31 protein-coding genes are annotated in these 26,226 nt (G+C 63.2%); 3 read left to right on the forward strand and 28 right to left on the reverse strand.

Going from position 1 to position 26,226, the window contains the following annotated elements; translation table 11 throughout:
- Positions 1-83: 83 nt before the first annotated feature.
- From rnhA to coxB, 11 genes are all read right to left on the reverse strand, one after another.
- Positions 84-608 (reverse strand): ribonuclease HI, encoded by a 525-nt coding sequence (rnhA, locus tag DES43_RS05880; RefSeq protein WP_035023253.1) that lies wholly within the window; start codon positions 606-608, stop codon positions 84-86.
- Positions 605-1,567: a homoserine kinase gene (locus DES43_RS05885; RefSeq protein ID WP_035023256.1), complete on the reverse strand. Its 963-nt coding sequence runs from the start codon at positions 1,565-1,567 to the stop codon at positions 605-607. Before DES43_RS05885 ends, rnhA begins: the two co-directional genes overlap by 4 nt.
- Before the next feature lie 9 nt (positions 1,568-1,576).
- Positions 1,577-2,611, reverse strand: coding sequence for a 4-hydroxy-3-methylbut-2-enyl diphosphate reductase (gene ispH / locus DES43_RS05890; protein WP_051520385.1), 1,035 nt, complete (start codon positions 2,609-2,611; stop codon positions 1,577-1,579).
- A 200-nt stretch (positions 2,612-2,811) separates the two neighbouring features.
- Positions 2,812-3,597 (reverse strand): SURF1 family protein, encoded by a 786-nt coding sequence (locus DES43_RS05895; RefSeq protein ID WP_035023259.1) that lies wholly within the window; start codon positions 3,595-3,597, stop codon positions 2,812-2,814.
- Positions 3,594-4,001 (reverse strand): DUF983 domain-containing protein, encoded by a 408-nt coding sequence (locus DES43_RS05900; protein WP_035023260.1) that lies wholly within the window; start codon positions 3,999-4,001, stop codon positions 3,594-3,596. Before DES43_RS05900 ends, DES43_RS05895 begins: the two co-directional genes overlap by 4 nt.
- 187 nt (positions 4,002-4,188) lie before the next feature.
- A complete protein-coding gene (locus DES43_RS05905; RefSeq protein WP_035023263.1) occupies positions 4,189-5,067 on the reverse strand; it encodes a cytochrome c oxidase subunit 3 in 879 nt (292 codons plus the stop codon).
- Between the two features lies 1 nt (position 5,068).
- Positions 5,069-5,698: a cytochrome c oxidase assembly protein gene (locus tag DES43_RS05910; RefSeq protein WP_035023266.1), complete on the reverse strand. Its 630-nt coding sequence runs from the start codon at positions 5,696-5,698 to the stop codon at positions 5,069-5,071.
- A gap of 8 nt (positions 5,699-5,706) precedes the next feature.
- Complete coding sequence (locus DES43_RS22310; RefSeq protein WP_166647707.1) at positions 5,707-5,865, reverse strand: hypothetical protein; 159 nt, start codon at positions 5,863-5,865, stop codon at positions 5,707-5,709.
- A gap of 5 nt (positions 5,866-5,870) precedes the next feature.
- Positions 5,871-6,812 carry a heme o synthase gene (cyoE, locus tag DES43_RS05915; RefSeq protein ID WP_035023272.1) on the reverse strand — a complete coding sequence of 314 codons (942 nt, stop codon included), beginning with the start codon at positions 6,810-6,812 and terminating at the stop codon, positions 5,871-5,873.
- A gap of 73 nt (positions 6,813-6,885) precedes the next feature.
- Positions 6,886-8,532: a cytochrome c oxidase subunit I gene (ctaD, locus tag DES43_RS05920; protein WP_035023275.1), complete on the reverse strand. Its 1,647-nt coding sequence runs from the start codon at positions 8,530-8,532 to the stop codon at positions 6,886-6,888.
- A 37-nt stretch (positions 8,533-8,569) separates the two neighbouring features.
- Positions 8,570-9,436, reverse strand: coding sequence for a cytochrome c oxidase subunit II (coxB, locus tag DES43_RS05925; protein WP_035023278.1), 867 nt, complete (start codon positions 9,434-9,436; stop codon positions 8,570-8,572).
- 334 nt (positions 9,437-9,770) lie between these two features.
- Between coxB and DES43_RS05930 the strand changes: the two genes are divergently transcribed.
- Entirely contained in the window at positions 9,771-10,295 is a 525-nt protein-coding gene (locus DES43_RS05930; protein ID WP_035023281.1) for an invasion associated locus B family protein, read from the forward strand.
- A 153-nt stretch (positions 10,296-10,448) separates the two neighbouring features.
- The gene (gene tldD / locus DES43_RS05935) at positions 10,449-11,861 is read left to right on the forward strand and encodes a metalloprotease TldD (RefSeq protein ID WP_035023285.1); all 1,413 of its coding nucleotides are present in this window, start codon (positions 10,449-10,451) and stop codon (positions 11,859-11,861) included.
- Positions 11,862-11,867: 6 nt separating this feature from the next.
- Here tldD and DES43_RS05940 read toward each other — a convergent pair whose 3' ends face one another.
- The 10 genes from DES43_RS05940 to aroC form a co-directional block, all read right to left on the reverse strand.
- Positions 11,868-12,377 carry an RES family NAD+ phosphorylase gene (locus DES43_RS05940; RefSeq protein ID WP_051520368.1) on the reverse strand — a complete coding sequence of 170 codons (510 nt, stop codon included), beginning with the start codon at positions 12,375-12,377 and terminating at the stop codon, positions 11,868-11,870.
- On the reverse strand, positions 12,370-12,741 hold the full coding sequence (locus DES43_RS05945; RefSeq protein ID WP_035023288.1) for an antitoxin Xre/MbcA/ParS toxin-binding domain-containing protein: 372 nt from the start codon (positions 12,739-12,741) through the stop codon (positions 12,370-12,372). The genes DES43_RS05940 and DES43_RS05945 overlap by 8 nt, the downstream gene beginning before the upstream one ends.
- Positions 12,742-12,819: 78 nt before the next feature.
- A complete protein-coding gene (locus DES43_RS05950; protein WP_035023291.1) occupies positions 12,820-14,061 on the reverse strand; it encodes a class I SAM-dependent RNA methyltransferase in 1,242 nt (413 codons plus the stop codon).
- The gene (locus DES43_RS05955) at positions 14,058-14,822 is read right to left on the reverse strand and encodes a TlyA family RNA methyltransferase (RefSeq protein WP_035023294.1); all 765 of its coding nucleotides are present in this window, start codon (positions 14,820-14,822) and stop codon (positions 14,058-14,060) included. Before DES43_RS05955 ends, DES43_RS05950 begins: the two co-directional genes overlap by 4 nt.
- A gap of 41 nt (positions 14,823-14,863) precedes the next feature.
- On the reverse strand, positions 14,864-15,142 hold the full coding sequence (locus DES43_RS05960) for a hypothetical protein (protein ID WP_035023297.1): 279 nt from the start codon (positions 15,140-15,142) through the stop codon (positions 14,864-14,866).
- A 163-nt stretch (positions 15,143-15,305) separates the two neighbouring features.
- Positions 15,306-17,234, reverse strand: coding sequence for a 1-deoxy-D-xylulose-5-phosphate synthase (dxs, locus tag DES43_RS05965; RefSeq protein ID WP_035023299.1), 1,929 nt, complete (start codon positions 17,232-17,234; stop codon positions 15,306-15,308).
- Positions 17,235-17,333: 99 nt separating this feature from the next.
- Positions 17,334-17,585: an exodeoxyribonuclease VII small subunit gene (locus tag DES43_RS05970; protein WP_035023302.1), complete on the reverse strand. Its 252-nt coding sequence runs from the start codon at positions 17,583-17,585 to the stop codon at positions 17,334-17,336.
- A gap of 4 nt (positions 17,586-17,589) precedes the next feature.
- The gene (locus DES43_RS05975) at positions 17,590-18,519 is read right to left on the reverse strand and encodes a histone deacetylase family protein (protein ID WP_035023523.1); all 930 of its coding nucleotides are present in this window, start codon (positions 18,517-18,519) and stop codon (positions 17,590-17,592) included.
- Between the two features lie 412 nt (positions 18,520-18,931).
- The gene (ribB, locus tag DES43_RS05980; RefSeq protein ID WP_035023305.1) at positions 18,932-20,026 is read right to left on the reverse strand and encodes a 3,4-dihydroxy-2-butanone-4-phosphate synthase; all 1,095 of its coding nucleotides are present in this window, start codon (positions 20,024-20,026) and stop codon (positions 18,932-18,934) included.
- Positions 20,027-20,131: 105 nt separating this feature from the next.
- A complete protein-coding gene (aroC, locus tag DES43_RS05985) occupies positions 20,132-21,238 on the reverse strand; it encodes a chorismate synthase (RefSeq protein ID WP_035023526.1) in 1,107 nt (368 codons plus the stop codon).
- Positions 21,239-21,443: 205 nt separating this feature from the next.
- On the opposite strand from aroC, the gene DES43_RS05990 reads away from it, so the two are divergent.
- Positions 21,444-21,707, forward strand: coding sequence for a DUF1344 domain-containing protein (locus tag DES43_RS05990; protein ID WP_035023308.1), 264 nt, complete (start codon positions 21,444-21,446; stop codon positions 21,705-21,707).
- Positions 21,708-21,728: 21 nt separating this feature from the next.
- On the opposite strand, the gene DES43_RS05995 is transcribed toward DES43_RS05990, so the two are convergent.
- The 7 genes from DES43_RS05995 to DES43_RS06030 form a co-directional block, all read right to left on the reverse strand.
- The gene (locus tag DES43_RS05995; protein WP_035023311.1) at positions 21,729-22,316 is read right to left on the reverse strand and encodes a histidine phosphatase family protein; all 588 of its coding nucleotides are present in this window, start codon (positions 22,314-22,316) and stop codon (positions 21,729-21,731) included.
- A gap of 55 nt (positions 22,317-22,371) precedes the next feature.
- Entirely contained in the window at positions 22,372-23,190 is an 819-nt protein-coding gene (gene fabI / locus DES43_RS06000; RefSeq protein WP_035023314.1) for an enoyl-ACP reductase FabI, read from the reverse strand.
- 97 nt (positions 23,191-23,287) lie between these two features.
- Positions 23,288-24,232, reverse strand: coding sequence for a DnaJ C-terminal domain-containing protein (locus DES43_RS06005; protein WP_035023317.1), 945 nt, complete (start codon positions 24,230-24,232; stop codon positions 23,288-23,290).
- An 87-nt stretch (positions 24,233-24,319) separates the two neighbouring features.
- Positions 24,320-24,787 (reverse strand): RT0821/Lpp0805 family surface protein, encoded by a 468-nt coding sequence (locus DES43_RS06010; protein ID WP_051520369.1) that lies wholly within the window; start codon positions 24,785-24,787, stop codon positions 24,320-24,322.
- Positions 24,788-24,942: 155 nt separating this feature from the next.
- A complete protein-coding gene (locus tag DES43_RS06015) occupies positions 24,943-25,173 on the reverse strand; it encodes a hypothetical protein (RefSeq protein WP_133674848.1) in 231 nt (76 codons plus the stop codon).
- A gap of 126 nt (positions 25,174-25,299) precedes the next feature.
- A complete protein-coding gene (locus DES43_RS06025) occupies positions 25,300-25,545 on the reverse strand; it encodes a hypothetical protein (protein WP_133674850.1) in 246 nt (81 codons plus the stop codon).
- Positions 25,546-25,609: 64 nt separating this feature from the next.
- The gene (locus DES43_RS06030; RefSeq protein ID WP_133674851.1) at positions 25,610-26,197 is read right to left on the reverse strand and encodes a phage antirepressor N-terminal domain-containing protein; all 588 of its coding nucleotides are present in this window, start codon (positions 26,195-26,197) and stop codon (positions 25,610-25,612) included.
- Positions 26,198-26,226: the final 29 nt, after the last annotated feature.

Below are 26,226 nucleotides of genomic sequence, written 5' to 3' on the forward strand. Positions count from 1 at the left end.
AGTGCGAAGCGATTTTGCGTTCGGAATTGCGTAAAAACAAAAGGTTAGAGCGTTTCTGCGGTTCGAAGTAAAGCGGAAATGCTCTAGTAGCTTTGCGAAGACCGGCGTATTTTCGGAGACGCCGGTTTTTTCGCATCCGGAGCGCCGGAAGCCACGGCGGGCCGGACAGGCCCTCTCTTGAATGGCGCCATGCCTTCACGGGCCAGTTCGTCGGCACGCTCGTTCTCCGGATGACCGGCGTGACCCTTGACCCAGTGCCATGTCACCTTGTGGCGGTTGCGCGCCTCATCCAATGCCTGCCACAGTTCCACATTCTTGACAGGCTTCCTGTCCGCCGTCTTCCAGCCGCGACGCTTCCAGTTGTCGATCCAGCTCGAAATGCCGTCTTTCACATAGCTGGAATCGGTGTGCAGATCGACCTGGCACGGTTCCTTCAGGGCGTTCAGCGCCGAAATCGCGGCCATCAGTTCCATGCGGTTGTTGGTGGTCTGCACCTCGCCACCGGACAGCTCGCGCGTCGTGCCGTTGAAGCGCAGGATGGCGCCCCAGCCGCCCGGACCCGGATTGCCCGAACAGGCACCGTCGGTGAAGATTTCCACGCGTTTCATGGCAGCCCATATTCCTGCGGCGAGACGATGGCGCGATGGAAGCGCATCTTGCGGATGTATTCGGCCGGGTCCCGCTTCACAACGAGGTCGCCATCGGGCCCGTGCAGCCAGTCATAGAGGCGCGTCAGCATGAAACGCAACGCCGAGCCCCGGGCCAGAATGGGCAACGCCTGCTTCTCGTCATCTGTCAGCGGACGCACGCTCTGGTAGCCGGCAAGCAGCGCTGCCCCCTTGGTGACGTTGTAGGACATGTCCTTCTCGAAGCACCAGGCATTAAGGCAGGTCACGAGGTCGTAGGCGAGCAGGTCGTTGCAGGCAAAGTAGAAATCGATCAGCCCCGACAGCTTTTCGCCGAGGAAGAACACATTGTCGGGAAACAGATCGGCATGGATGATCCCGGCAGGCAGGCTGGCCGGCCAGCTCTCCTCGAAAACGGCGAAGTCGGCATCGACCTCGCGTGCCAGGCCGGGCTCGACCTCTTCGGCCCGCTCCCGCGAAGCTGCCCACAAATCGCGCCAGCCGTCGAGCGCCAGCGCGTTTGGGCGCGTCATCGGGAAATCGGCGCCAGCCACATGCATCGCGGCCAGCACCCTGCCCACCTCGCGGCAATGCGCCGCCGTTGGCCGGCGCGGCCACATGCCTTCGAGGAAGGTGATGATGGCGGCCGGCCGCCCCGCAAGCGTGCCGATGATCCCGCCATCCTGCCGGTGCACGGGCAACGGACAGGAGATGCCCTTGCCGGCCAGATGGTCCATCAGGCCAAGGAAGAACGGAAGGTCGGCCTTTTCCACCCGCTTTTCGTAAAGCGTGAGGATGAAGGAGCCCTGGCCGGTATGCAGCAGGAAATTCGAATTTTCCGTGCCCTCGGCGATGCCCTTGTAGGATAGCAGCTCCCCGACCGGATAATCGCGCAGGAACGCGCCCAGATCACTCTCGGTGACATCGGTGTAGACGGCCATGCGTGCCTGCTATCTCTCGCCGTTGACAAAGGCCATGTCGGCCCTGGTAAGTTCCACATCGCGAAGCACGCGCATCACCGGGAAATCCTCGGTCTCGGTAGCGGTGACGGCCAGATCGACGGTGACGTCGAAGCGCGCCCTGAAGGCGTCGATGATCTCGTCGACGATGATTTCGGGTGCGGAAGCCCCGGCCGAGAGCCCGAGCGTGGAAATGTCGCCTATGTCGTTCCACGGTATCTCGCTAGCGCGTTGCACCAGAATCGACATGCGTGCGCCCGCACGTTCCGCCACCTCGACCAGACGGCGCGAATTGGAGGAATTGGGGGCGCCGACCACCAGATAGAGATCCACACCTGGAGCGGTTTCCTTCACGGCGTCCTGCCTGTTGGTCGTGGCATAGCAGATCGACTCGGCCGCCGGCGCCTGCATCGCGGGAAAACGCTCCTGCAAGGCTTCCAGAATGTGGGCGGTGTCCTCTACGGACAGCGTGGTCTGGGTCACGAAGCCAAGCGCTTCCGGATCGGCCGGTTGCAGGTTCCGGGCGTCGTCTTCCGTTTCGACCAGCGTCACCGCGCCCTCGGGCAACTGCCCCATGGTGCCGATCACTTCCGGGTGGCCTGCGTGCCCGATCAGCAGCACGTGACGGCCATGGCGATGATGACGGATCGCCTGCTTGTGGACCTTGGAAACAAGCGGACAGGTCGCATCCAGATAAAACAGGTTACGCGCCGCAGCATCTGCCGGAACGGATTTCGGTACGCCGTGGGCGGAGAACACGACCGGGCAATGGTGATGATCCTCGGGGATTTCATGGAGTTCCTCGATGAACACCGCGCCGAGATTCTGCAAGCCTTCGACCACGTAGCGATTGTGCACGATCTCATGGCGCACATAGACCGGGGCACCGTATTTCTTGATGGCCAGCACCACGATCTGGATCGCCCGGTCCACGCCGGCACAGAAACCGCGCGGTTGGCAGAGCCGGAGCGTCAATGGCGGCCTGGTCGCTGTCGGCGCGATATCGGCCGTTGGGGTCTGAAGCATGTCGTCCAAACTCTTTCGCAATGCCGGTCGCAGACCGCAGCATCCTTTCGCTGGAGCGCCGGAGCTACGGGGGTTCTGACGAACCCGATCCGCAATTCCAGCCAACTTTCCCGGCTGCTTTTTCGGCCGGACGACACTGTCCGACTGTAAAAATGATCCGGCAACCCTCTGCTGGACATGGGATGACCATGCCGCTCATGTCAAGGCCGGGATTGCTCGCCGTTCCCGTCATGCTCCCGGTGTTTGCGCCGCCCGGCCAGTGAAAACAACAGCACACCCGCGAGCGCTGCCGCAAGACCGTACCATGTCACCGCATATTCGAGGTGATTGTTGGGCAGATCGACGATGGTGACGCCGCCGGCGGGCCATCCACCGGGATTTGGCGTCGCGTCGGCGTCGAGGAAGAAGGGAACGAGCGTGTAGCCGGAAGGCAATCCGGCTGACGCAGCCATCGCATCGCGATCCTTCCAGTAGAATACGTTCTTCCCCGGATCGTTGTCCGGCACGATGCTGGACGGCTTTCCGGCAAGAGGATTGCGGGCCAGACCCGAGACCGTAAGCGTTCCCTGCACCTGACCTGCGGGCCGGCTGGAAGCTTCCTTCATGCCATAGGGAACGAAGCCGCGATTGACCAGCAGGAAGCGGCCATCCTCCAGTTTCAGCGGGGTATAGATGTAAAAGCCGGACTGGCCTTTCCATGTGGCCAGAAAATGCCGCTCGCCTTCATGCGCGAAGCTGCCGCTGACCGAAACCGGCACATAGTCCACATCGCCGCTTTCCCTGAACAACCGTTCCGCCTGCTCCAGAGAAACCGGCGGGGAGTGCATGCGCTGGTCGATGGTGGCAAGCAGATCCTCTTTCCACTTCAGCCGCTGCACCTGCCAGGTGCCGAGCGACAGCAGTATGGCAAGCGCGACAAGACCCAGCGCCACGGCAAGCCAGAACCGGCCCCGCCCTGCCTTCTCCATGGCTGGCCTGCCTGTCATTCGCTGCGATCCAGCCTGCCCTGCGCCGCCTTGTTGGCATATTGCAGGGTCAGCAGGATGCCCTTGATCCAGCGCAGCGACAAAAGCCCAAGGATGAGCGTCAGCGGCAGCCACAGCAGCATATGCACCAGCAGCGTGGGGCTGTAGGTCACCTCGACCCAAAGGGCCAGCCCGACGATGATGAACCCGATGATCAGAATGACGAACACTGCCGGCCCGTCACCGGCATCGGCGTAGGAGTAATCGAGGCCGCAACTGCTGCATTCCCTGCCCACCGTCAGGAAGCCGGAAAACAGCCTGCCCTCGCCACAGCGCGGACAACGGCCGGCAATGCCCGCGCGTATCGGATCGACAGGCGCCCACAGGGCCTGATCCTCGCTGTCCGGTGTCTGTTTGTCTGTCATCTTCCCATCCCGAAGGCGCCGCCGCCTGCTCAGCTATTACCGGAAGGCGCTCAACCCCGTTCGTGCCGTCCGGAGTCGGCCGGGGCTTGCCGCTTCCTTGCGAACACTGCTCTACCAGCCGGAAGCCAAAAAGGAAAAGGCGGCCACGCTGTCGCAGCCGCCTTTTCATTCAATGTCCGCTTCTGCCTCAGTGGACCGCGATGTCGGCGCCTACCGAGGCCCAGACATAGATCGTGGCGTAGAGGAAGAGCCAGACCACGTCGACGAAGTGCCAGTACCATGCAGCGGCTTCAAGACCGAAATGCTGCCTGGGCGTGAAATCGCCGCGAACTGCCCGGATCAGGCACACGATCAGGAAGATGGTTCCGACGAAGACGTGGAAGCCATGGAAACCGGTCGCCATGAAGAAAGTGGCGCCGTAGATCGAATCCTTGAAGTTGAACGGAGCGTGGATGTACTCGTAGGCCTGCACGAAGCTGAAAAGCACGCCGAGCGCCACGGTGATCGCAAGTCCGTTGATCAGGCCCTTGCGATCGTTGTGCAGCAGGGCATGGTGGGCCCACGTCAGGGTCGTGCCCGACAGCAGCAGGATGATGGTGTTATAGAGCGGCAGATAGAAGGGGTCGAGAACCTCGATACCCTTCGGCGGCCAGATGCCTCCGGTATATTCGTTGCGTGCATACTGCGCGACCTCTCCGGGGAAAAGGCTGGCATCGAAGAACGCCCAGAACCAGGCAACGAAGAACATCACCTCCGAGGCGATGAACATGATCATCCCGTAGCGCAGGTGAAGCGATACCACCCGCGTGTGATGGCCCTCATGCGCTTCCTTTACCGTGTCCGACCACCAGCCATACATGGTGTAGAGGACGATGAGCACGCCGATCCAGAACAGCCATGGCGACGCCATGTTGATGCCGAAGACGGGAAACTCGTTCCCCTTCAGATACTGCATCCAGAAGACGCCGCCGATGCACATGACCAGCGCACCGAGCGAGCCGAGGACAGGCCAGGGGCTCGGGTCGAGGATATGATAGTCGTGTTGTTTCGCGTGTGCTTCAGCCATCTCAGCCCCCGAGGTTTTCTTCGGTATTCGTTGCGGGTTCGTTGTCTGTATCGATCGAGCCGGTGACTGCGGAGTCGACCTTGCTGATCGGGAACATGGTGTAGGACAGGGTGATGGTCTTCACGTTCTTCAGTTCCGGTACATCCACGATGTCGGGATCGACGAAGAAGATCACCGGCATGTCCATCGTTTCGCCGGCGGCGAGCGTGGTGTCGGTGAAGCAGAAGCATTCCACCTTGTTGAAATAGGCTCCGGCCGTTTCCGGCGTCACGTTGAAGGTGGCACGGCCCCCGGTCGGCACGGACGCCATGTTGGTGGCGGTGTAATGCGCCTGCGCCGTCTCGCCGATCCTGACCGTGATCGAGCGGTCGACCGGCGCGAATTTCCATGGCACGCCGCCGGCCGTGTTGGCGTCGAAGCGGATCGTGATGTCGCGGTCGAGCACGCGGTCCGAATACTGGGTCACGCGCTGGGTGGTGCCGCCGTAGCCGGTCACCTGACAGAACAGCGTATAGAGCGGCACGGCCGCATAGGCCATGCCGACCATGCCGCAGAAGAAGGCGACACAAAGCGCCGCAATCCTGCGGTTCCCCTTCTGCCTGGCCTCGTCCTTGTCGGAAGCGGTGGTCATGTCCTCCCTCAAAACGGTCTGTTGAGAACGGCAGGGCCGAATTTCGCCAGCGTGGCAACATAGAAGACGACGACAAGGCCGGCCAGAGCCAGACCGATGGCGATCGAGCGCCAGCGGCGGGTCTTCTTCTGCTTTTCGGTCAGATCGACCATTTCAAGCTTGTCCATGGCGCTCATGCTCCAAGGCCCGTCAGGTGGGCGATAAGCCTGTCGCCGAGATAGGCGGCAAAGATCACGAAAAGATAGATCAGCGAGAATCCGAACAGCGACTTCGCAGGCGCCATGGCCTTGTCCTGGTCTGGCATCTTCAGCACCTTCCATGCATACCAGACGAAGCCGAGGCCCAATGAAAGCGATACAACGCCGTAGAACAGCGTCGTGTAGCCAAGCAGCCACGGCGCCACGCCAACCGGCGCGAGCAGCAGCGCATAGGCGAAAATCTGGCGGCGTGTCGACGCATGGCCGGCCCGGTTGGGCATCATCGGGATTCCCGCGCGCTCGTAATCGCCGGACTTGAACAGGGCCAGCGCCCAGAAATGCGGAGGCGTCCACAGGAAGATGATGAGGAAGAGGATCACGCTTTCGAGGCTGATGCTGCCGGTTGCGGCAGCCCAGCCGATCATGGGCGGGAAGGAGCCGGCAGCACCGCCGATGACGATGTTCTGCGGTGTCCAGCGCTTCAGCCACATGGTGTAGATGACGGCATAGAAGAAAATTGTGAAGGCCAGCAGCGACGCCGACAGCCAGTTGACCAGCACGCCAAGCGTCATCACCGACAGCACCGAGAGCACGAGGCCGAAACCGAGCGCCTCGCCGGGGGTGACCCGACCGGCCGGAACCGGGCGGCTGGCGGTACGGCTCATGATCTTGTCGATATCGGCATCGTACCACATGTTCAGCGCGCCGGACGCGCCCGCGCCGATGGCGATTGCCAGAATGGCGATGATGGCAAGCAGAGGGTTCATCGACCCCGGCGCGGCGACAAGGCCGACAACCGCGGTGAACACGACCAGCGACATCACGCGCGGCTTCAGCAGCGCGATATAGTCACCGGGCGTCGCTTCCGACATGCGGAACGGCGCATCATCAATGTTTCTGTCGTCGATCAGGGCCATGCGTACTCAAAGTCCGATCATTCCGTGTGACCAAACCGCCGGCCGGAGCCGGCGGTTCGCATTCAGGTCCGCATCACCGGATGCGGGGCAGCTGCTCCCACTGGTGGTAAGGCGGCGGCGAAGGAAGCTGCCACTCCAGGGTCGTCGCACCCTCGCCCCATGGATTGGCTCCGGCGACACGCTTCTTCTGGAAAGCCTCGAACACGCCGAACAGGAAGATCAGCACGCCGATGCCCGCGAAATACGAGCCGTAGGACGACACCATGTTCCAGCCCGCATAGGCGTCGGGATAGTCGATGTAGCGGCGCGGCATTCCGGCAAGCCCGAGGAAGTGCTGCGGGAAGAACACCACGTTGACGCTGATGAAGGTGACCCAGAAGTGGATATTGGCGATGGTCGGCGAATACATGTAGCCGGTCATCTTCGGGAACCAGTAGTACCAGGCGGCGAAGATGGCGAACACGGCACCCAGCGACAGCACGTAGTGGAAGTGCGCCACCACGTAGTAGGTGTCGTGATACATGCGGTCCAGACCGGCGTTGGCGAGCTGCACGCCCGTCACGCCGCCGACCGTGAACAGGAAGATGAAGCCGATGGCCCACAGCATGGGCGTGCGGAAGGTGATCGACCCGCCCCACATCGTCGCGATCCACGAGAAGATCTTGATGCCCGTCGGCACCGCGATGACCATGGTGGCGAAGGTGAAGTAGCGCTGGGCGTTCAGCGAAATGCCCGAGGTGAACATGTGGTGCGCCCACACGACGAAGCCGACGGCGCCGATCGCGACCATGGCGTAGGCCATGCCGAGATAACCGAACACCGGCTTGCGCGAGAAGGTCGACACAATGTGGCTGACGATGCCGAAGCCCGGCAGGATCAGGATGTAGACCTCGGGGTGGCCGAAGAACCAGAACAGGTGCTGGAACAGGATCGGATCGCCGCCGCCCTCGGGCGAGAAGAAGGCCGTGTCGAAGTTGCGGTCGGTCAGCAGCATGGTGATGCCGCCGGCCAGAACCGGAAGCGACAGCAGCAGCAGGAAGGCGGTGATCAGCACCGACCACGCGAACAGCGGCATCTTGTGCATGGTCATGCCGGGCGCGCGCATGTTGAAGATGGTGGTGATGAAGTTAATGGCGCCGAGGATCGACGACACGCCCGCGATGTGGACCGACAGGATGGCGAAGTCCATGGCAGGGCCCGGCTGGCCGGACGTCGAGAACGGCGGATACATCGTCCAGCCGCCGCCGACGCCATGGGCGCCCGGGGCGCTCGGAACGAAGAACGAGATCAGCAGCAGGATGAGAGCCGGAGGCAGCAGCCAGAACGAGATGTTGTTCATGCGCGGGAACGCCATGTCCGGTGCACCGATCATGATCGGGATCATCCAGTTGGCGAAGCCGCCGATGAGGGCAGGCATGACCATGAAGAAGATCATGATCAGCGCATGCATGGTGGTGAACACATTGAACATGTGCTTGCCGGCATCGAGCGCCGCGTCACCTTCAACGCCATAGACCATCGAGGCGAGGCCGTGGAAGATCTGGATACCCGGCTCGGCCAGTTCCCAGCGCATCATGATCGACATGAAGCCGCCGATGATGCCCGAGATGATCGCGAAGATCAGATAGAGGGTTCCGATGTCCTTGTGGTTGGTCGAGTAGACCCAGCGAACCCAGCCACGCGGCGCGTGGTGTTCGTCATGTGTTGCAGCATGTGCCATTTTCGGCTCCGTTACCTTGAATATCTGGGTTGCGGGCTCAGTTTGCAGCGGCCAGCTTGCTGGCAGCCTCGATCTGCGCGGTCAGCGCCTTGTTGGCGGCAGGCAGGTCGCTCTTGGCTGCCGCCACCCAGGTTTCATACTGCTCCGGAGAAACGACACGGACGGCGATCGGCATGAAAGCGTGATCCTTGCCGCAAAGCTCGGAACACTGGCCGTAATAGAATCCTTCCTTCTCCACCTTGAACCATACCTCGCTCAGACGGCCGGGAACGGCGTCGCTCTTGACGCCGAACGACGGCACCGCGAAGGCATGAATGACGTCGGAAGCCGTCACGAGAACCCGCACAACGGTATTGGCAGGCACGACCATCTCGTTGTCGACCGCGAGCAGGCGCGGATAGACGGACTTGTCTTCCTTGCCGGCAGCGGCGCGATCGCCTTCCTGAAGCATGGCCGAGTTGAACGAAAGGGCGTCGTCGGTCTGGTACTCGTAGTCCCAGTTCCACTGATTGGCGGTTGCCTTGATGGTCAGCTTTGCCTCTTCCGGCGGCGAATACTGGTTGGTGAGCAGCTGGAAGGACGGAACGGCCAGCAGCAGCAGGATCAGCACCGGCCCCACCGTCCAGATCACCTCGATGACCGTATTGTGGCTGGTGCGCGAAGGCACCGGGTTCGCACTCGCGCGGAACCTCACGATGCAATAGGCGAGCAGCACCAGAACCAGAAGCGTGACCGGAATGATGAAGGCAAGCGTATAACCTTCGAACCATGTGATCTGATGCATGATGTCGGTTGCCGCAGGCTGGAACCTGTATTCCCAGTCGGACGGCTGCGCCGCCCAGGCGGAGGCTGCGGAAAACAATGCGGCTCCAGCGCCGATTCCCCCTGCAATGAATCTTTTCATCGCCCTTATCATCTCCCTTGCTCGCACATCCGGCGCGAGAATAATCCAATTGATGCCGGAACGGGAATCCCGGACAGTCGATGGTGGTTCAAACCATACTCTGTTTCCCTCCGCAAGGAAGGACCGGGGTCATCCATGCGGCATTTTTGCGCGCGGCATCGCAGCACCGCGCCTGCCCCGATGTAAGCGCATTCTTGCCGCGAGCCGGCCGCATGGGCAAAATAGAGGTGCAAAAACCGCATTATTGTCGCGTCCGGAAGCAATTGGGCGCGCCCGCATCCTTCCGCTCCGCGCATGGGCGGCTTAAAGTGAGGCGATTCGCAGTGGAGCCGTCATGAAGTCTTGGGTTTCGGGAACCTTGGCGAAGGTCACCTTTCTCGCCGCCTTGCTGGGGGTGATGTCAGTTTCGGGCTCAGCCCTTGCGCAGCAGAGCGGCACGGTGCGCTCGACCCATGGCGCGTGGTCCGTGATCTGCGACACGCCTCCGGGCGCGACCGCCGAACAATGCGTGATGATGCAGAATGTCGTCGCCGAAGACAGGCCCGAAATGGGCCTTTCGGTCGTCGTGCTGCGCACGGCCGACAACAAGGCGGAAATCCTGCGCGTGCTGGCGCCGCTCGGCGTGCTCCTGCCCAACGGCCTCGGCCTCAACGTGGACGGCAAGGATATCGGCCGCGCCTATTTCGTGCGCTGCTTCCAGGACGGCTGCTATGCCGAAGTGATCCTTGAAAAGCAGCTGCTCGATACGCTCAAGGCCGGCGCATCCGCCACGTTCATCATATTCCAGACGCCGGAAGAAGGCATCGGCATCCCGGTCGATCTCAAGGGATTCGCCGACGGTTTCGCCGCACTGCCCTGACCCGGCGCTTCGGTCGGTTCTTGCCCCTCCGCTCATTGCCGAACGGGTCTCGCACGCTTACATGGCGGCGAGACCCTTTTTTGTTCCAGCATCGGGCCAGCGCGAGAACCGCGCCACATATTCCGCTCCGATGCTCACGTTCGAGGACATGTCATGACCAGCCTGCTTTCCCAGTTCGACATTTCCGAGGATCGCATCCGAACGCTCGTGGCAGACACGCTGCGTGGCGCGGACGATGGCGAACTGTTCCTCGAACACAGCGAGAACGAATCGCTGATGCTCGACAACGGCAGGCTGAAGACCGCCAACTTCAATACCGACCGCGGTTTCGGCCTGCGCGCGGTTGCCGGCGAGGCTGTGGGCTACGCCCATTCGAGCGAACTTTCCCATGCCGCCCTGCTGCGCGCCACCGACGCGGTCGCGACCGTGAGTAACGGGCATGAAGGCACGCTTGCCGATGCGCCGGCGCGCACCAACCGCCATCTCTATTCCGACGAGAACCCTATCCCCGCACCCGGCTTCGAGGCCAAGGCGAAGCTCCTGCAGGAGATCGACGCTCATCTGCGGAACGCCGACCCGCGCGTGCGGCAGGTGACGGCCTCGCTCTCCTCCTCGTGGCAGCATGTGGAAATCCTGCGCGGCGACGGGCAGGTCGTGCGCGACATCCGCCCGCTGGTGCGCATGAACGTCGCGGTCGTCGTCGGTGACGGCGACCGGCAGGAAAGCGGGTCCTACGGCACGGGCGGGCGCAAGGCATTCGGCGAGTTCCTCGCGGAAGAGAACTGGAAATATGCCGCAGGCGAGGCGCTGCGGCAGGCGCTGGTCAATCTCCAAGCGGCTCCGGCCCCTGCCGGAACCTTCGACATCGTGCTGGCCAACGGCTGGCCCGGCGTGATGCTGCACGAGGCGGTCGGCCACGGGCTCGAAGGCGACTTCAACCGCAAGAAGACCTCCGCCTTCGCCGGCCTGATGGGACAACAGGTGGCCGCCAAAGGCGTCACCGTTGTCGATGACGGCACATTTCCCGAACGCCGCGGCTCGATCACCGTCGACGACGAGGGCACGCCTAGCGCCCACAATGTCCTGATCGAGGACGGAAAGCTCGTCGGCTACATGCAGGACCGGCAGAACGCCCGGCTGATGGGCATGACGGCAACCGGCAACGGACGCCGCGAGGGGTACGCCCACCGGCCGATGCCGCGCATGACCAACACCTACATGATGTCCGGCGACAAGACGCCCGAGGAAATCATCGCCTCGGTGAAGAAGGGCATCTACGCCGTATCCTTCGGCGGCGGGCAGGTGGATATCACCTCCGGCAAGTTCGTGTTCGGCTGCACCGAAGCCTACATGATCGAGGACGGCAAGGTGACGCAGCCGATCAAGGGCGCCATGCTGATCGGCAACGGCCCCGACGCCATGCACCGCGTCACCATGGTCGGCAACGACATGAAACTCGACACCGGCATCGGCAATTGCGGCAAGGCCGGCCAATGGGTTCCCGTGGGCGTCGGCCAGCCGCATCTGCGCATGAACCAGATGACGGTTGGCGGCACACAGGTCTGAACGGCGTCACATCCACGAGGCGGCTGATCTGGGCAGCCTGTGATCGGGGTCGATGACGGTAAGTTCCGGCGCGCCCTTGCCGTTCCAGCGCCATAGCGCCACACAGGTGCCGCCCGGAGACATGAAGGACGGGTAGATCACCCCGTCCCACCCTTGCCGCAAAAGTTTCGCGCGCAGCCTGTGGGTGTCGGGAACCTTGCCGCGATCCATCATGTCGCGCCATTCGCAGGCATGGATCGACGGCTCTATGCTCAGGGCGTCCAGCGTCTCAGCGTCGGTGAGGTCGGCAAGCCGCGCGCCGGTCAGTTCGAGCCGGGCGATCAGCGCCGGGTGCTGGACGAAGCCCTGATTGTACTCTGCCCAGGCGGTAGACAATTCGCGCGCGGCATAGATGGCCGGTGCCCCGACCGGGTTCCAGCGCCCGCCGAAACGGGCCGCGCCCTCGCCCGACAAAGGCAGGTGCGCCCATTGCGGCACGAAAGCGCGCCACAGGGTAAGCGGCGCTTTATCAGGCATAGACGCCGGAGCGCACAGCCTCCAGATAGGCGAGCACCTTGTCGGCCTTGCCCTCGCGCACAAGGTCGTAGGCAGTCTTGCCGGCCCAGCCGGGTATTGGCTGGTGCTTGAACCAGATCGCGGCGCGGCGCTCGTCGCCCGACATTTCCCCGGCCATCGTCAATATGCGCACGACGGGGCTCAGCGCCGCATCCACCTTGCGCGCGCCGGTTTTGGCGGCCAGCGTGTTGCGGGCGACACCGATCAGCGCCGCCAGTTCGGAAAGGGTTACGCCGAGCAATTCCGCCACCCGCCTCGGCGAGAGGAAGGGCGAACCGCCTTCGCCAAAACGCGAAGCATGAAATGCAAGAGCCATGGAGGCCATAGTTCATCCTCCTTTCATATTTTGAACATCATGTGCTCAAAATAAGCGCAAACGGCGCGCATTTCAAGCGCACCGCTTTTATCGCCTTTTCTTCGGCTTCTCCAGCAGAGCCACGGCCTCGACATGCGCCGACCACAGGAACTGGTCGATGGGTATGACCTGCCTGAGCCGGTAGCCGCCGGCAAGCAGGATGGCGAGGTCGCGCGCGAGCGTGACGGGATTGCACGATACCGCCGCGACCAGCGGCACATCGGAGCGCGCGATCTGCCGGCACTGGTCTTCCGCGCCGGCGCGCGGCGGATCGAAGACCAGCCCGTCGAACGCGTTCAGTTCCTTGAAGGTGAGCGGGCGACGGAACAGGTCGCGCTTTTCCGAGGTCACCCGCTTCAGGCCGGGTGCGTAACGGAAGCCTCGGTCCAGAGCGGCAAGGGCTGCTGCTTCGCCTTCCACCGCATGCACTTCGGATTTTGCCGCCAGCCGCAGCGCGAAGCTGCCGCAACCGGCAAAAAGATCGGCCACCTTCTTCGCCCGTGCCAGATGCCGGCCGACCAGATCGGCCATGGTCTGCTCGGCCGGTTCCGTTGCCTGAAGGAACGAGCCGGGCGGGACCGGAACGGCCGCAGCACCGAACATCACCACCGGCTTCTGCGGCTCGATGATGATCTCGCCATCCACCGACAGCCGCGCCAGCCCATGGCCGATGACGAAATTGGCCGCGATCTGGCGCTGGCGTTCGCCCATGCGCCCCGAATCGGAAGCGGCGACATCAAGGCCGGATGCCGTGACGGTTACGGTCATATGGAACGGCTTCGGCGTGGCGCAGATCAGGCTGCCGAGTTCACGCAGCAAATCCAGCGCGCCGACGATCTGCGGAAGCGCGATGGGGCATTCGTCAAGGTCGACGATCTGCGTGGACATATGCCGGTTGAAGCCGAGCAGCAGCCCCGCCTCGGTGCGCCGCGCACTCAGCGTCACCCGGCGGCGCGTATGCGGCGCGCAGGGTACCAGATCGTCCACTTCGCATTCGATGCGCGCGCCTTTCAGGGCATGAACGACCTTGTCGCGCTTCCAGGCGCGGTAAGCCGAATCCTCAAGATGCTGCAAGGCGCAACCGCCGCAATCGCCGAAGTGGCGGCAGGCGGGCTCGACACGGAGCGGCGATTTCTCCAGCACCGCCATCAGCGTCGCGCGGTCGCGCTCGCGGGCGGCGGTCACCACCTCGCCAGCCAGCGTGAAGGGGATGAACACCTGCCCGCTTTCGGTATTGGCCACGCCGTCGCCCTGCGCGCCCAGCCTGTCGATCGTAAAGCGCGCGCTCATCGGTCTTTCACTCCGGCCAGCAGGAATTCGCGGTTGCCGTCGCCGCCTTCGATGGGCGACGGATGCAGCCCGAGGGCGCGCCAGCCCGGCTGGTTGTCCAGCCAGTCGCGCAGGTCGGCAGCGATGCGCTCCCCCTCGTCCGGGTTCTTCAACAGGCCGCCCTTGCCGATGGCCTCCCTGCCCGCCTCGAATTGCGGCTTGACCAGAAGCACCGCCCGCGCGCCCGATGCGGCCAGTTCCAGAGCTGGCGGCAAGGCGAGCTTCAGCGAAATGAAGCTGACGTCGGAGACGATGAAATCCGGCGCGCGGCCGCCGAGATTTGCGGCAGCAAGCTCACGCGCGTTCAGCCCTTCGATGGAGGTGACGCGCGGATCTGCGGCAATCTCCGCGCGCATCTGGCCATGGCCGACATCGATTGCGGTAACGTGAGCGGCACCGCGCTCCAGAAGCACCTGCGTAAAGCCGCCCGTGGAAGCGCCGATATCGAGCGCCTCGCAGCCGGCCGGGTCGAACCCGAAGCAATCGAGCCCTGCAATCAGCTTGAGCGCCGCGCGCGAGACATAGGCGCGGGCCGGGTCGTCGATCTCGACAGCGGCATCGATGGCAATGGTCCGCCCGGGCTTGTCAGCCACCTCGCCGCCCACGCGCACGGTTCCGCGTCCGATCGCATCGCGGGCGCGGGATCGGCTGACGAACAGGCCGCGCTCGACGAGCAGTTCATCGAGCCGCAGCCGCCGGCTGGCTGGTGCTTCTGGCTTCATCCGCCTTCATTGACGAAAGGCGGGCACGAACGCAAGCGCCGTCAGCGCGTCTTCCTGCTTTGGGGTGTGATGCGCGGGTCGTCGCGGTAACGGCCATATTGAAGGACCTTGAGCGGCTCGCGCTCCTTTTGCCCGACCCCCTGCCCCACGAAAAGAGGCTCTTCGCCCGGCTCGAAACCGCCCCGCAGGTTCCCCATCCTTGCGGCTACGATCTCCCGCGCCGCTTCGTCGATACGCGCGTCGACGCGCGTCTCCGCGGCGCCATACCCCGTCGTCACCACCACGACCGCCATGCCGTAGAAAACCGCTTTCACTGCCATCACGCCCCTTGCCGGGGCCAGAGCTAACAGCGTGACGTTGAGATTCGGCCAACCGGAAGGGTAAGCGAAACGCCAAAAATAAGCGTAAACAGAGCGTTACGACAGAAACGGCAGAAGATGATTCAGGCCGCTCATGCAGTGATTCAAAATTGTTGCGTCAACATCAGGCGCGCCGGACGCTTTCGACATGGCCAAGCGCGGCGAAGACGGTGCGCACGATGCCGGAACTGTCGAGCCCGGCCTCGGCATACATTTTTTCCGGCGTGCCGTGATCGGTGAACGCGTCCGGCAGCACCAGCGGGCGCACCTTCAGGCCGCTTTCCAGAAGCCCTTCATGGGCAAGGAAGTGCAGAACCTGCGTGGCGAAGCCGCCGATGGCGCCTTCCTCCACCGTCACCAGAATCTCGTGTCCGCGCGCCAACCGGCGCACAAGGTCTTCGTCCAGCGGCTTGGCGAAGCGCGCATCGGCGACCGTGGTGGAAAGGCCGGCAGCATCCAGCGCTTCGGCTGCCAGCAGGCAGTCAGCCAGCCGCGTGCCGAAGGACAGCAGCGCCACGCGCGAGCCCTGCCGCACGATGCGGCCCTTGCCGATGGCCAGCATTTCGCCGCGTTCGGGCATGTCGACGCCGACGCCGTTGCCGCGCGGATAGCGGAAGGAGATCGGCCCCTCGTCATAGGCCGCAGCGGTGCGCACCATATGCCTCAGCTCCGCCTCGTCAGCGGCGGCCATCACCACGAAGCCCGGCAGCGAGGCGAGGAAGGTCGTGTCGAAGGCGCCGCAATGGGTCGGGCCGTCCGCGCCGACGAAGCCGGCGCGGTCGATGGGAAAACGCACCGGCAGCTTCTGGATCGCCACGTCGTGCACGACCTGATCGTAGGCCCGTTGCAGGAAGGTGGAATAAATGGCGGCAAAGGGCTTGTAGCCTTCGGTGGCAAGCCCGGCAGCGAAGGTCACGGCATGCTGTTCCGCGATGCCCACATCGAAGGTACGGCTCGGAAACGCCTCGCCGAACAGGTCGAGCCCGGTGCCGGAAGGCATGGCCGCGGTGACGGCGACGATTTTCTCGTCCTCGCGCGCTTCGCGAATCAGGCTTTCGGCGAACACTTTCGTATAGGCTGGCGCATTGGCCGGAGCCTTGGCCTGCGCACCGGTGATGACGTCGAACCTGTTGACGCCGTGATACTTGTCGGCGGCGGCCTCGGCCGGCGCATAGCCCTTGCCCTTTTGCGTCACGACATGGATGAGCACCGGGCCCTCGCCATGGTCACGCACATTCTTCAGCACCGGCACCAGATGCTCCAGATTGTGCCCGTCGATGGGGCCGATGTGGAAGAAGCCCATCTCCTCGAACAGCGTGCCGCCGGTGACGTAGCCGCGCGCATGTTCCACGGCCCGCGTGATGGCCCGGTCGGCACGCTTGCCGAGATAGGCGGTGAGCTTCTTGCCCAGTTCGCGAAAGCCCTGATAGGTGCGCCCCGAAGCCAGCCGCGCCAGATAGGCGCTCATCGCTCCGCTCGGCGGTGCGATCGACATGTCGTTGTCGTTGAGGATGACGATCAGCCGCGAACCCAGCGCGCCTGCATTGTTCAGGGCCTCATAGGCCATGCCGGCCGACATGGAGCCGTCGCCGATGACAGCGATGACATTGTTGCGCCCGCCGGCGAGATCGCGCGCCACCGCCATGCCGAGCCCGGCCGAAATGGAGGTGGAAGAATGCGCCGCGCCGAACGGGTCGTATTCGCTTTCGTCGCGCTTGGTGAAGCCGGAAAGCCCGCCTTCCTGCCGCAGGGTGCGGATGCGGTCGCGGCGTCCGGTGAGGATCTTGTGCGGATAGGTCTGGTGGCCGACGTCCCAGATCACCCGGTCGCGCGGCGTGTCGAACACATGGTGCAGCGCCACGGTCAGTTCGATGACGCCGAGACCGGCGCCGAGATGCCCCCCGGTGCGCGACACCACGTCGATGGTCTCGCGGCGCAATTCGTCGGCCAGTTGCGGCAGGGCGCTTTCAGGAAGGTTTCGCAGGTCCGCCGGAATGCGAACCTTGTCGAGAAGCGGAGTCTCAGGAAGCTGCGGCTGGGGTCCGGCGTTCATCGGCTGCTACCTCCCGAAGCTGATGCACGCAGCCGGAATAGGCCGACGAGACCGGAATGTAAACGCTCGATCCCCTGTCGGCGCGTATCGCGAACAGCGCTATTCGCCGTCGAGCGGTTCGGTGCCGGCGGGCTTGCCGTCGCGGGCCAGCCTGATTTTCTCCACCTTGTCCTCGGCCGCCTTCAGCAGCCGGTCGCAATGGGCCTTCAGCGCCTCGCCACGCTCATAGATGCGGATCGACTGGTCGAGCGGCACCTCGCCGCGTTCGAGATCCTCGACGATCTTCTCCAGCGCATCGAGCGCCTGCTCGAAGCTCATCGCCTTCACGTCGTCGTTAGCCGAAGCATCCATCCGTTCATCCCTTCATCAGGCGACCGACATGGGCCGCAACCGAAAATGCCAGTCCATGCAGGTCGTAGCCGCCTTCCAACAGACTCACGAGCCTGTTGTCGCAATAGCGTGTCGCTCGTTCCAGCAGATAGCCCGTCGCCCAGTCGAAATCGTCCTCGGTCAGGTTGATGTCGGCCAGAGGATCGCGATAATGGGCATCGAAGCCAGCCGAGACGATGATCAGGTCGGGCGCGAAATCATCGATGCGCGGCAGGATGCGGGTGCCGAAAGCTTCCCGAAACGCTTCAGACCCCGTATCCGGCGCCAGCGGCGCGTTGACGACATTGCCGAACGCGCCGGTCTCGTTACGCCGGCCGCTGCCCGGAAAAAGCGGAATCTGGTGGGTGGAGCAATAAAGAACGCTCGGGTCGTCCCAGAAAATATCCTGCGTGCCATTGCCGTGGTGGACGTCCCAGTCGACGATGGCGACGCGCTCCGCGCCGTGCTTCTTCTGTGCATGACGGGCCGCGATCGCGGCATTGTTGAACAGGCAAAACCCCATGGCCGTGGATTTCTCGGCATGATGGCCCGGCGGGCGCGAGGCCACGAAGACATTGGCTGCGGTGCCTGAAAACACATCGTCCACGGCCGCGTTCGCCGCCCCGACCGCCGTCAGCGCCGCCTGCCAGCTCTTCGGGCTCAGCACCGTGTCGCCATCGATGGTGGCGATGCCCTCCTGCGGCGCTGCGGCGCGCAGCCGCTCCACATGGCTTTCGGGGTGGGCGTATAAGAGGGTTGCGGCATCGCCTTCCGGCGCCTCGACCCGGTCAAGCGCTTCGAACGGCTCCTCCATCAGCACGCGTTCGATGGCGCGCAGCCTGTCCGGACGCTCCGGATGCCCGGCTGGCGTCAGGTGCTCCAGATAGACCGGATGGCTGTAGAGGCGCGTGACCATGCCCCGATATAGGCGCATGGGAACCGCTTGACCACATTTTCAGGGTCGCGGATCTTTTTGATCAACAATTCACTTTGCGGAAGCATCCATCCGACTGCGCGAAGGGCGCAGGCTTTCCCCGGCCGTGTCTGCGAGCTCGCGAAATTTCGAAGACGCCCCGGCAAGCCGCCGATCCCATTCGGGATCGGGAACCTGTCCTTCGATCTTCGGTGAAATAGAAGAGAACTATGCCCTGCCGGGCAGTTTGAACGGCGATGAAGATTCCGTCCAGCACGTTGCAGGCGAGCGTGATATCGAAATGGGCGATCATCCGAAGCGCGATGAACGGCCACATCCACGCCCCCCAATGAAACGCCGGAAGCATCGCGCCGCTTCGGGATTGCGTCAATCGGGTAGCAGCGGTGGCCGGCGATCAGGCGATTTCGGTCCTGACGATGCGGATGCCGAAGCCTTCCAGCCCGACATAATGGCGCTCGCGCGAGGCGATGAGATTGATGGACGAGATACCGAGGTCCTTGAGGATCTGCGCGCCCAGCCCGATCTCGCGCCATTCGTTCTCGCGGCGGCGGGCCTCCTCATGGTCCTCGCTATCGCCTCCACGGCGGCGGCTCTCCTGATGCGCGACGCCGACGGAGCCTTCGCGCAGATAGACGATGACGCCGCGCTTCTGGTCTCCCATGGCGCTCATGATGCCGTCCAGCCGGTGGCTGGTGCCGAATACATCCGCGACGACATTTTCCGGATGCAGACGCACGGGCACTTCCTCGCCATCGCGAATGTCGCCGAAAACAACCGCCAGATGCTGCATCGGGTCCCACGGAAGCGTGTAGGCATAGAGCCTGGCCTGGCCACCGGGTGTCTCGATATCGGTGCAGGCGACACGCTCGACCAGCGTTTCCTGCCGCTGGCGATAGGCGATGAGGTCGGCGACCGAAACCTGCCTGAGATTGTTGGCCTCTGCGAATGCCTGCACCTGCGGGCCGCGCATCACCGTGCCGTCGTCGTTGACCAGTTCGGAAATGACGCCGACCGGCGGCAGGCCGGCGAGCTTGCACAGATCGACAGCCGCTTCCGTATGACCGGAGCGCATCAGCACGCCGCCTTCCCGGGCGATCAGGGGGAAGATGTGCCCGGGACGCACGAAATCCGATGGGCCTACATTGCCATTGGCCAGATTGCGCACGGTGAGCGTGCGGTCGTCGGCCGAAATGCCGGTGGTGGTGCCATGTTTGAAATCGACACTGACGGTGAAAGCGGTGGTGTGCGCGGAATCGTTGTCGGCGACCATCGGCGCGAGATTGAGCCGTCGCGCATCCTCGCGCAGCATCGGCGTACAGACGATGCCGGATGTGTGGCGCACGATGAAGGCCATCTTCTCGGGCGTGCAATGCACGGCGGCGACGATCAGGTCGCCCTCGTTCTCGCGCCCGTCATCATCCATGACAACGACGATCTCGCCACGCTCGAAAGCGCGGATGGCTTCGACGATCTTCTTCTGGTCGTACATGGGGGCTCGTTTCGCTCGCAAGCAATAAGGGAATAAGGCAGTAAGGGAATAGGGCTTTGGGGCAGAGCGGGCAAGTACCCGCCCCATATATCGCCCTGCGAACCCTTACCCTTCCGCCCTGCCCGTCTGCCCCCTGTGGCGCAGATAGTGGTCGGCGATGGCACAGGCGACCATGGCCTCGCCCACAGGCACGGCACGAATGCCGACGCAGGGGTCGTGACGCCCTTTGGTGCGCACTTCCACTTCGGCTCCCTCCTTGTCGATGGAAAGCCGCGGCGTCAGGATCGACGAGGTCGGCTTCACCGCAAAGCGCGCGACGACCGGTTCGCCGGTCGAGATGCCGCCGAGAACGCCGCCCGCCTTGTTGGACAGGAACACGGGGCGGCCGTCATCGCCCATGCGCATCTCGTCGGCATTTTCCTCGCCGGTGATGCGGGCCGCTTCGAAGCCGTTGCCGATCTCGACGCCCTTGACCGCGTTTATCGACATCAGGTTGCCGGCAATGTCCTGATCGAGCTTGCCATAGAGCGGCGCGCCGAGCCCCGCCGGCACCCCTTCCGCCACGATCTCGACAATTGCGCCCACCGACGAGCCCGCCTTGCGGATTTCATCCAGATAGGCGCTGAAAACCGGTACCGAGGCGGGGTCCGGCGTGAAGAAGGGATTGTCCTCGTGGCCGATGAAATCCCAGTCCCAGTTGGCGCGGTCGATGTCCTTCACGCCCATGGAAACCAGCGCGCCGCGCACCACGAGACCGGGCACCACCTTGCGGGCGAGCGCGCCGGCGGCAACACGGGCGGCGGTCTCCCGCGCGGAGGAGCGCCCGCCGCCACGATGATCGCGCAGGCCATACTTCACATCATAGGTATAGTCCGCGTGGCCCGGACGGTACTGGCGCGCGATCTCGCCATAGTCCTTCGAGCGCTGGTCGACATTCTCGATCATCATCGATACCGGCGTGCCGGTCGTGACCATCGTCTCGCCGTCCTCATCGAGGATGAAGCCGGAAAGCACCTTCACCTGATCGGGCTCGCGCCGCTGGGTGACGAAGCGCGACTGGCCGGGACGGCGGCGATCCAGTTCGGCCTGTATATCCGCCGGCGTGAAGCGGATGCCGGGGGGACAGCCGTCCACAACGCAGCCAAGCGCTGCGCCATGGCTTTCGCCCCAGGTGGTGACGCGGAACAGATGGCCGAACGTGTTGTGAGACATCGGGAAAAACCTGCCCTTCGGGTCGAAGCCGGCATGCGGCCCGACACCGGTATGATCGTGCATGCGTTCTATTGGCGTTTTTTGCGGTGGTCAAACCGTCATGCCCCGCGTCTAAGCTTTGACACATTGGGCTGCTTCTGTTCACATCGCCCTGTCTCCGCAATCACCCGGCCCCAAGCCGGAGCAAGAAACCAGAGGACGACATATGCCAATCAAAACCGGGCGCATTCTCGCTGGCGCCGCAGCAGCCCTGATGCTGATCTCGACCGCCGCCTTCGCCGAACAGGCTGAAGGGCTGATCAGGAAGGTCGACAAGGAAGCGATGACGCTGACGCTGGATAACGGCAAATCCTACAAGCTCAATGCCGAGATGGATGTCGACTCGCTCGAAGCAGGCATGGACGTCGTTATCGCCTATGACGTGACCAATGGCGAAAACGTCATCACCGACATGCAGGTTACCGAATAGTCCCTGCTGCCCTGTCGATCTCTACAGCCATTCCAGAGTGCCCTCCTGCCAGCGCAGGATGCGGTCCTGCGGGATGGCGAGAGCGCAGGCTTCCTCCTTCGTCGCAGCTCCGACGAGGCGAAACAATGCGCGCATCACGCCGCCATGGGTGACGCAGACGGCGGGGCCCCGCAAGGCACGGAACACCGGCTCCACCCGTTCCAGCAGCATCTGGTAGCTTTCCGCACCCTCTCCGGCCGGCCGGAAATCCCACTTGGCAAGCTCGCGCTCACGCGTTGAACCGGGGTGCAGCGCCTCAAGCTCCTCGGCCGTATAGCCCTGCCAGTCGCCGAAATTCAGCTCCTTGAGCCTTTCGTCCACGCGGTAGGCTGCGGGGTCCAGCTCCATCGCGCCACGCAGCAGTTCCATGGTGTGGCGGGTCCTCGCCATCGGGCTTGCCACGAAATCGAACAGCTGCGGCTCGGCGATCAGGCGCGCGAGGCTGCGGCCGTTTCCCGCAGCCTGCCTGCGGCCGAGATCGTTGAGATCGATATCGGCCTGCCCCTGGAGGCGAAACTCGGCGTTCCAGTCGGTCTGACCGTGGCGCACGATATAGACAGGCGCGGGCATGATCTGCAGCGTCCCCTGAAAAAACGTCCGGAATCGCCGGCTGGAATGGCGGAAATCAGTCCTTGACGGTGGAGATGTCCGGTGCATCGACGGCCTTCATGCCGACGACATGATAGCCGGAATCGACGTGATGCACCTCGCCGGTGACGCCGCGCGACAGGTCGGACAGCAGATAGAGGCCCGAATCACCGACCTCTTCCGGCGTGACCGTGCGCTTGAGCGGCGAGTTGTACTCGTTCCATTTCAGGATGTAGCGGAAGTCGCCGATGCCGGAGGCGGCCAGCGTCTTGATCGGGCCGGCCGAAATGGCGTTGACGCGGATGCCGCGGCCGCCGAGATCGACCGCCAGATAGCGCACGCTGGCTTCCAGAGCGGCCTTGGCGACGCCCATGACGTTATAGTGCGGCATCACCTTCTCCGCCCCATAATAGGTCAGGGTCAGCAGCGAGCCGCCATCGTTCATGATCGCTTCGGAACGCCTGGCGATATCGGTGAAGGAGAACACCGAAATCTCCATGGTGCGGTTGAAGTTGGCGCGGGTCGTCTCGACGTAGCGGCCGTCCAGTTCCTCCTTGTCGGAGAAGGCGATGGCGTGGACGACGAAATCGACCTTGCCGAAATGCGCCGCGACATTCGCAAACACCGCATCGAGGCTTTCCGGGTCGGTAACGTCGCAATGGCCGGCGATGTGCGCGCCGAGTTCCGCCGCCAGCGGCTCCACGCGCTTCCTGAAGGCTTCGCCCTGATAGGTCAGCGCGATCTCGGCGCCATTGTCGACGCAAGCCTTTGCGATACCGAAAGCGATCGAGCGATTGTTGGCGACACCCAGAATGAGCCCGCGCTTGCCGGCCATGAGGCCCTGTACACCCGCCATGTCAGCGTTCTCCGCACCTTGTCTGCTTGGAAGCAAGCCCTATCGCACAGGCTTACCCGCGCTTCAAGCTCTCAAACGCCGACCTGTCGATCCGGGGTCAGGCCGGCCGCTTGCGCATCAGCGCCTCAAGCTCACTGTCGCCGCCCTCCGGCAGCATCAGGCGCACATGCACATACAGGTCGCCATGACCGCCGGACTTGTTGGGCAGGCCCTTGCCTTTCAGACGCAGAACCTTGTCGGAACTCGACCATGCCGGCACATTGAGCGCCAGTTTGCCGGTCGGCGTCTCCACGGGCAGCTTGGCGCCGAGCACCGCATCACGCAGCGGCACCGGCAGATCGACATGAAGGTCGCGACCCTCCACGCGATAGCGCGGATGGTTCAGGAAGCGGATCCTGACCAGCGCATCGCCCGGCGCGCCATGGCCCTGCTCCCCCTGGCCCTTGAGGCGTATGGTCTGGCCGTCCTCGACATAGCCGGGCAATTTCACCGCGATCTTGCGGCCATCCGGGAACTGGGCCGTCACCCTGGGCGTCGTCGCCGCTTCCTCGATGGTGATGCCAAGCTCGACATTCATGTCCTGTCCGCGAGCCGTCTGGCGGCGACGGTCCGCTCCGGCCGACCACGGACCCTGGGGGCCCTGCTGCTGGCGCGTGAATGCGTCGCCGAATATATGGCTGAAGATGTCGTCGCCAAAGGCTTCGCCGCCCGGACCAGCCGAACGGAATTCGAAATGCGCACCGCCGGGCCCCTGCTGTCCGCGCCTGAAACCGGCAAAGGGATCGCCTCCGGCAGCGCCCTCGAAGCCCTGAAAGCGCGGCTTGCCGTCGGGACCGATCTCGCCACGGTCGTAAGCGGCGCGCTGCTTATCGTCGCCGACGATCTCATAAGCCTGATTCGCGGCCGCGAAATGGTCCTTGGCCTTGGGATCGTCCGGATTCTGGTCCGGATGATACTTCTTGGCCAGCTTCCTGTAGGCCGACTTGATTTCCTTGGCCGAGGCGTTTTTTGCAACGCCCAGCACCTCATACGGGTCGCGCATATATCCTGCCTGCTAGACGAACGGTTCTGGTGTCGAGCCTTATATGCGCCTGCATAGGAAGAAATTCCAGACCCTGTGCAAAACTACTCAGACCGCCTTGAACTCCTCGATCCGCCACACGCCGGCACCCATCATGCAGATGCGTCCCCTGTAGAGGATCACACCGTCGAAGCTTTCGCGTGTGACGGAGAACACGCGGCACAGTTCGCTCCCGATCCGGGTTTCGGCAATCGCCGAAATCGAGCCGCGCGAGCCCGTGTCGGCATTCGCCCACGGCACCGGCTGCCCGCCGAGCTCCTCGAGGTCGGCCGACGAGGCGGCGTTGCGGACGGTGATCTGGTCAGCGGCGAAGCCGGCATCGGTGGCCGTGCCGCTATTCGTGGATGGTACATTGCTGGTGACGATGGAACGGTCTATTTCGACCTTGTCGAGACTGAAACCGCCCATGCCGCAGCCGCCAAGCGACAGGAGCACGACAGAAGCGACAGCCCTGACGCTGGCGGGAACCCGTTTTGGGCTTACCCGGTTGTCAGAAGCCTGCGCGCTTCGCCACAATAGCCCGTCTCCGGTGAACGATAGAATTCGAGTAAAAACTTATGAGCGATGCGAAGTTAACAGACCATTACTGAACATCGCCTGACTTTTCAGTTACTTAAGGGAAGGGTTTCCAAACGATGTTCGCGCCGCGTTCCGGCCCGGAATGGAAACCTTCAAGGCCGAAACCAAGCGACGATCTTCGCCACGCTCTCTCCAAGCATGACGATGCCGCCGAGAATTCCAAGCGCCGCGATTGCTATCCACTTCGTCACCTTGCCAAAGCCAATTATGGCCCTGACGATTGGCAGACCAGCCCTGATGGTGCGCACATCATCTGGGCTGAGGTCCGTCAGAAACTCCTTGGTATCGTCCGGCAGATCGTCAAACCGCTTTGCATCGCTCATTCCCAGCATCCCCGCTGCTTGCCAAATTGGTTATGAGCCGCCACGCCCTGCGCGAACGGCCTGTCGTTCTGGATGATGAATTGCCGCGTCTCGGCTGATGGCGTGAGCTTCCGCCACCCATCGCATTCACTGGCAGGAGCCGTCTTCGAACACGCCGCCAAGAGCGGTACACAGGCCAGCAGCATCCATGTCGCGTATCTGGTCATCGACCTTTGTCCTTTCGCGCAAGACTTCAACGGATCGAGTGAGGATGGCCTGCCTTTCGGATGCCGCGCCTTGCTGGTAGCCGTGGAGCCATGACAGGCCCATGAGAGAGGCAGTGACAGCGAGAGCGCCCAGCACGCGGCCGAGAGGCGAGAGAAGGAAGGCCATTGCCAATCTCCATGTGAAAGGGGCGGCTCCGAAGAACCGCCCCAATGCAAGTTTATTCCGATATTCAGGCTGCTCGACTATCCGATGCCGTTTTGATCGCCTCGAAGTCGAGCAAGTCGAACTGCCTGCTTTGTTCGATCATGGCCGGTACGGTCGGCAATCCCAATTGGAACCAAAGCTGACCAGAAGCTTTTGAGCCAAACGTCTGGCGACATTCGGTCACCAAGCGCACCTTGGCGTTGTCGGGGCTGGCCGTTTCCTCATGATCTTCGATAACCAACGGCTCCTGAACAGGCTTTGCGCCCTTGTAGAAGTGCTTGAAAAGCACCCCGTAGCACTCGCGCTGGTACAGAATGACCTTTTCGCGCACCGCTTGGTCCTTGATCCGGGCTGAGTCGATGGTGAAAAGCCATCCGTTCACGAGGTCCATCTTAAGGCAAAGGCAGTCCTGCCCGCCTCCGGGGCCGAAAGGTGTATGCATGACACATATACCTTCCGAGAGAATTGGGTCGCGCTTGACCCGCTGCTCCTGCCCGGACCAGTTCATCCCAATGCTCTCAACGATGGGTTTGAGCGCGACGAACACGCCGTCATCGCTCTCGAAGCCGTAAAGTTGATCGCCACGGAAGTTGACAGTTACGATCTGACCCATGATAGGGTTCCTTTCGTACGATGTGCGGC

The sequence above is a fragment of the Aquamicrobium defluvii genome (genome assembly GCF_004363725.1).
In the GTDB taxonomy this organism is placed as follows: domain Bacteria; phylum Pseudomonadota; class Alphaproteobacteria; order Rhizobiales; family Rhizobiaceae; genus Mesorhizobium; species Mesorhizobium defluvii.

Excerpts from the sequence above, each read along its gene's own strand:
- rnhA (WP_035023253.1), bottom strand. The coding sequence starts at position 608 with ATGAAACGCGTGGAAATCTTCACCGACGGTGCCTGTTCGGGCAATCCG.
- DES43_RS05885 (WP_035023256.1), bottom strand. The coding sequence starts at position 1,567 with ATGGCCGTCTACACCGATGTCACCGAGAGTGATCTGGGCGCGTTCCTG.
- ispH (WP_051520385.1), bottom strand. The coding sequence starts at position 2,611 with ATGCTTCAGACCCCAACGGCCGATATCGCGCCGACAGCGACCAGGCCG.
- DES43_RS05895 (WP_035023259.1), bottom strand. The coding sequence starts at position 3,597 with ATGACAGGCAGGCCAGCCATGGAGAAGGCAGGGCGGGGCCGGTTCTGG.
- DES43_RS05900 (WP_035023260.1), bottom strand. The coding sequence starts at position 4,001 with ATGACAGACAAACAGACACCGGACAGCGAGGATCAGGCCCTGTGGGCG.
- DES43_RS05905 (WP_035023263.1), bottom strand. The coding sequence starts at position 5,067 with ATGGCTGAAGCACACGCGAAACAACACGACTATCATATCCTCGACCCG.
- DES43_RS05910 (WP_035023266.1), bottom strand. The coding sequence starts at position 5,698 with ATGACCACCGCTTCCGACAAGGACGAGGCCAGGCAGAAGGGGAACCGC.
- DES43_RS22310 (WP_166647707.1), bottom strand. The coding sequence starts at position 5,865 with ATGGACAAGCTTGAAATGGTCGATCTGACCGAAAAGCAGAAGAAGACC.
- cyoE (WP_035023272.1), bottom strand. The coding sequence starts at position 6,812 with ATGGCCCTGATCGACGACAGAAACATTGATGATGCGCCGTTCCGCATG.
- ctaD (WP_035023275.1), bottom strand. The coding sequence starts at position 8,532 with ATGGCACATGCTGCAACACATGACGAACACCACGCGCCGCGTGGCTGG.
- coxB (WP_035023278.1), bottom strand. The coding sequence starts at position 9,436 with ATGAAAAGATTCATTGCAGGGGGAATCGGCGCTGGAGCCGCATTGTTT.
- DES43_RS05930 (WP_035023281.1), top strand. The coding sequence starts at position 9,771 with ATGAAGTCTTGGGTTTCGGGAACCTTGGCGAAGGTCACCTTTCTCGCC.
- tldD (WP_035023285.1), top strand. The coding sequence starts at position 10,449 with ATGACCAGCCTGCTTTCCCAGTTCGACATTTCCGAGGATCGCATCCGA.
- DES43_RS05940 (WP_051520368.1), bottom strand. The coding sequence starts at position 12,377 with ATGCCTGATAAAGCGCCGCTTACCCTGTGGCGCGCTTTCGTGCCGCAA.
- DES43_RS05945 (WP_035023288.1), bottom strand. The coding sequence starts at position 12,741 with ATGGCCTCCATGGCTCTTGCATTTCATGCTTCGCGTTTTGGCGAAGGC.
- DES43_RS05950 (WP_035023291.1), bottom strand. The coding sequence starts at position 14,061 with ATGAGCGCGCGCTTTACGATCGACAGGCTGGGCGCGCAGGGCGACGGC.
- DES43_RS05955 (WP_035023294.1), bottom strand. The coding sequence starts at position 14,822 with ATGAAGCCAGAAGCACCAGCCAGCCGGCGGCTGCGGCTCGATGAACTG.
- DES43_RS05960 (WP_035023297.1), bottom strand. The coding sequence starts at position 15,142 with ATGGCAGTGAAAGCGGTTTTCTACGGCATGGCGGTCGTGGTGGTGACG.
- dxs (WP_035023299.1), bottom strand. The coding sequence starts at position 17,234 with ATGAACGCCGGACCCCAGCCGCAGCTTCCTGAGACTCCGCTTCTCGAC.
- DES43_RS05970 (WP_035023302.1), bottom strand. The coding sequence starts at position 17,585 with ATGGATGCTTCGGCTAACGACGACGTGAAGGCGATGAGCTTCGAGCAG.
- DES43_RS05975 (WP_035023523.1), bottom strand. The coding sequence starts at position 18,519 with ATGGTCACGCGCCTCTACAGCCATCCGGTCTATCTGGAGCACCTGACG.
- ribB (WP_035023305.1), bottom strand. The coding sequence starts at position 20,026 with ATGTACGACCAGAAGAAGATCGTCGAAGCCATCCGCGCTTTCGAGCGT.
- aroC (WP_035023526.1), bottom strand. The coding sequence starts at position 21,238 with ATGTCTCACAACACGTTCGGCCATCTGTTCCGCGTCACCACCTGGGGC.
- DES43_RS05990 (WP_035023308.1), top strand. The coding sequence starts at position 21,444 with ATGCCAATCAAAACCGGGCGCATTCTCGCTGGCGCCGCAGCAGCCCTG.
- DES43_RS05995 (WP_035023311.1), bottom strand. The coding sequence starts at position 22,316 with ATGCCCGCGCCTGTCTATATCGTGCGCCACGGTCAGACCGACTGGAAC.
- fabI (WP_035023314.1), bottom strand. The coding sequence starts at position 23,190 with ATGGCGGGTGTACAGGGCCTCATGGCCGGCAAGCGCGGGCTCATTCTG.
- DES43_RS06005 (WP_035023317.1), bottom strand. The coding sequence starts at position 24,232 with ATGCGCGACCCGTATGAGGTGCTGGGCGTTGCAAAAAACGCCTCGGCC.
- DES43_RS06015 (WP_133674848.1), bottom strand. The coding sequence starts at position 25,173 with ATGAGCGATGCAAAGCGGTTTGACGATCTGCCGGACGATACCAAGGAG.
- DES43_RS06025 (WP_133674850.1), bottom strand. The coding sequence starts at position 25,545 with ATGGCCTTCCTTCTCTCGCCTCTCGGCCGCGTGCTGGGCGCTCTCGCT.
- DES43_RS06030 (WP_133674851.1), bottom strand. The coding sequence starts at position 26,197 with ATGGGTCAGATCGTAACTGTCAACTTCCGTGGCGATCAACTTTACGGC.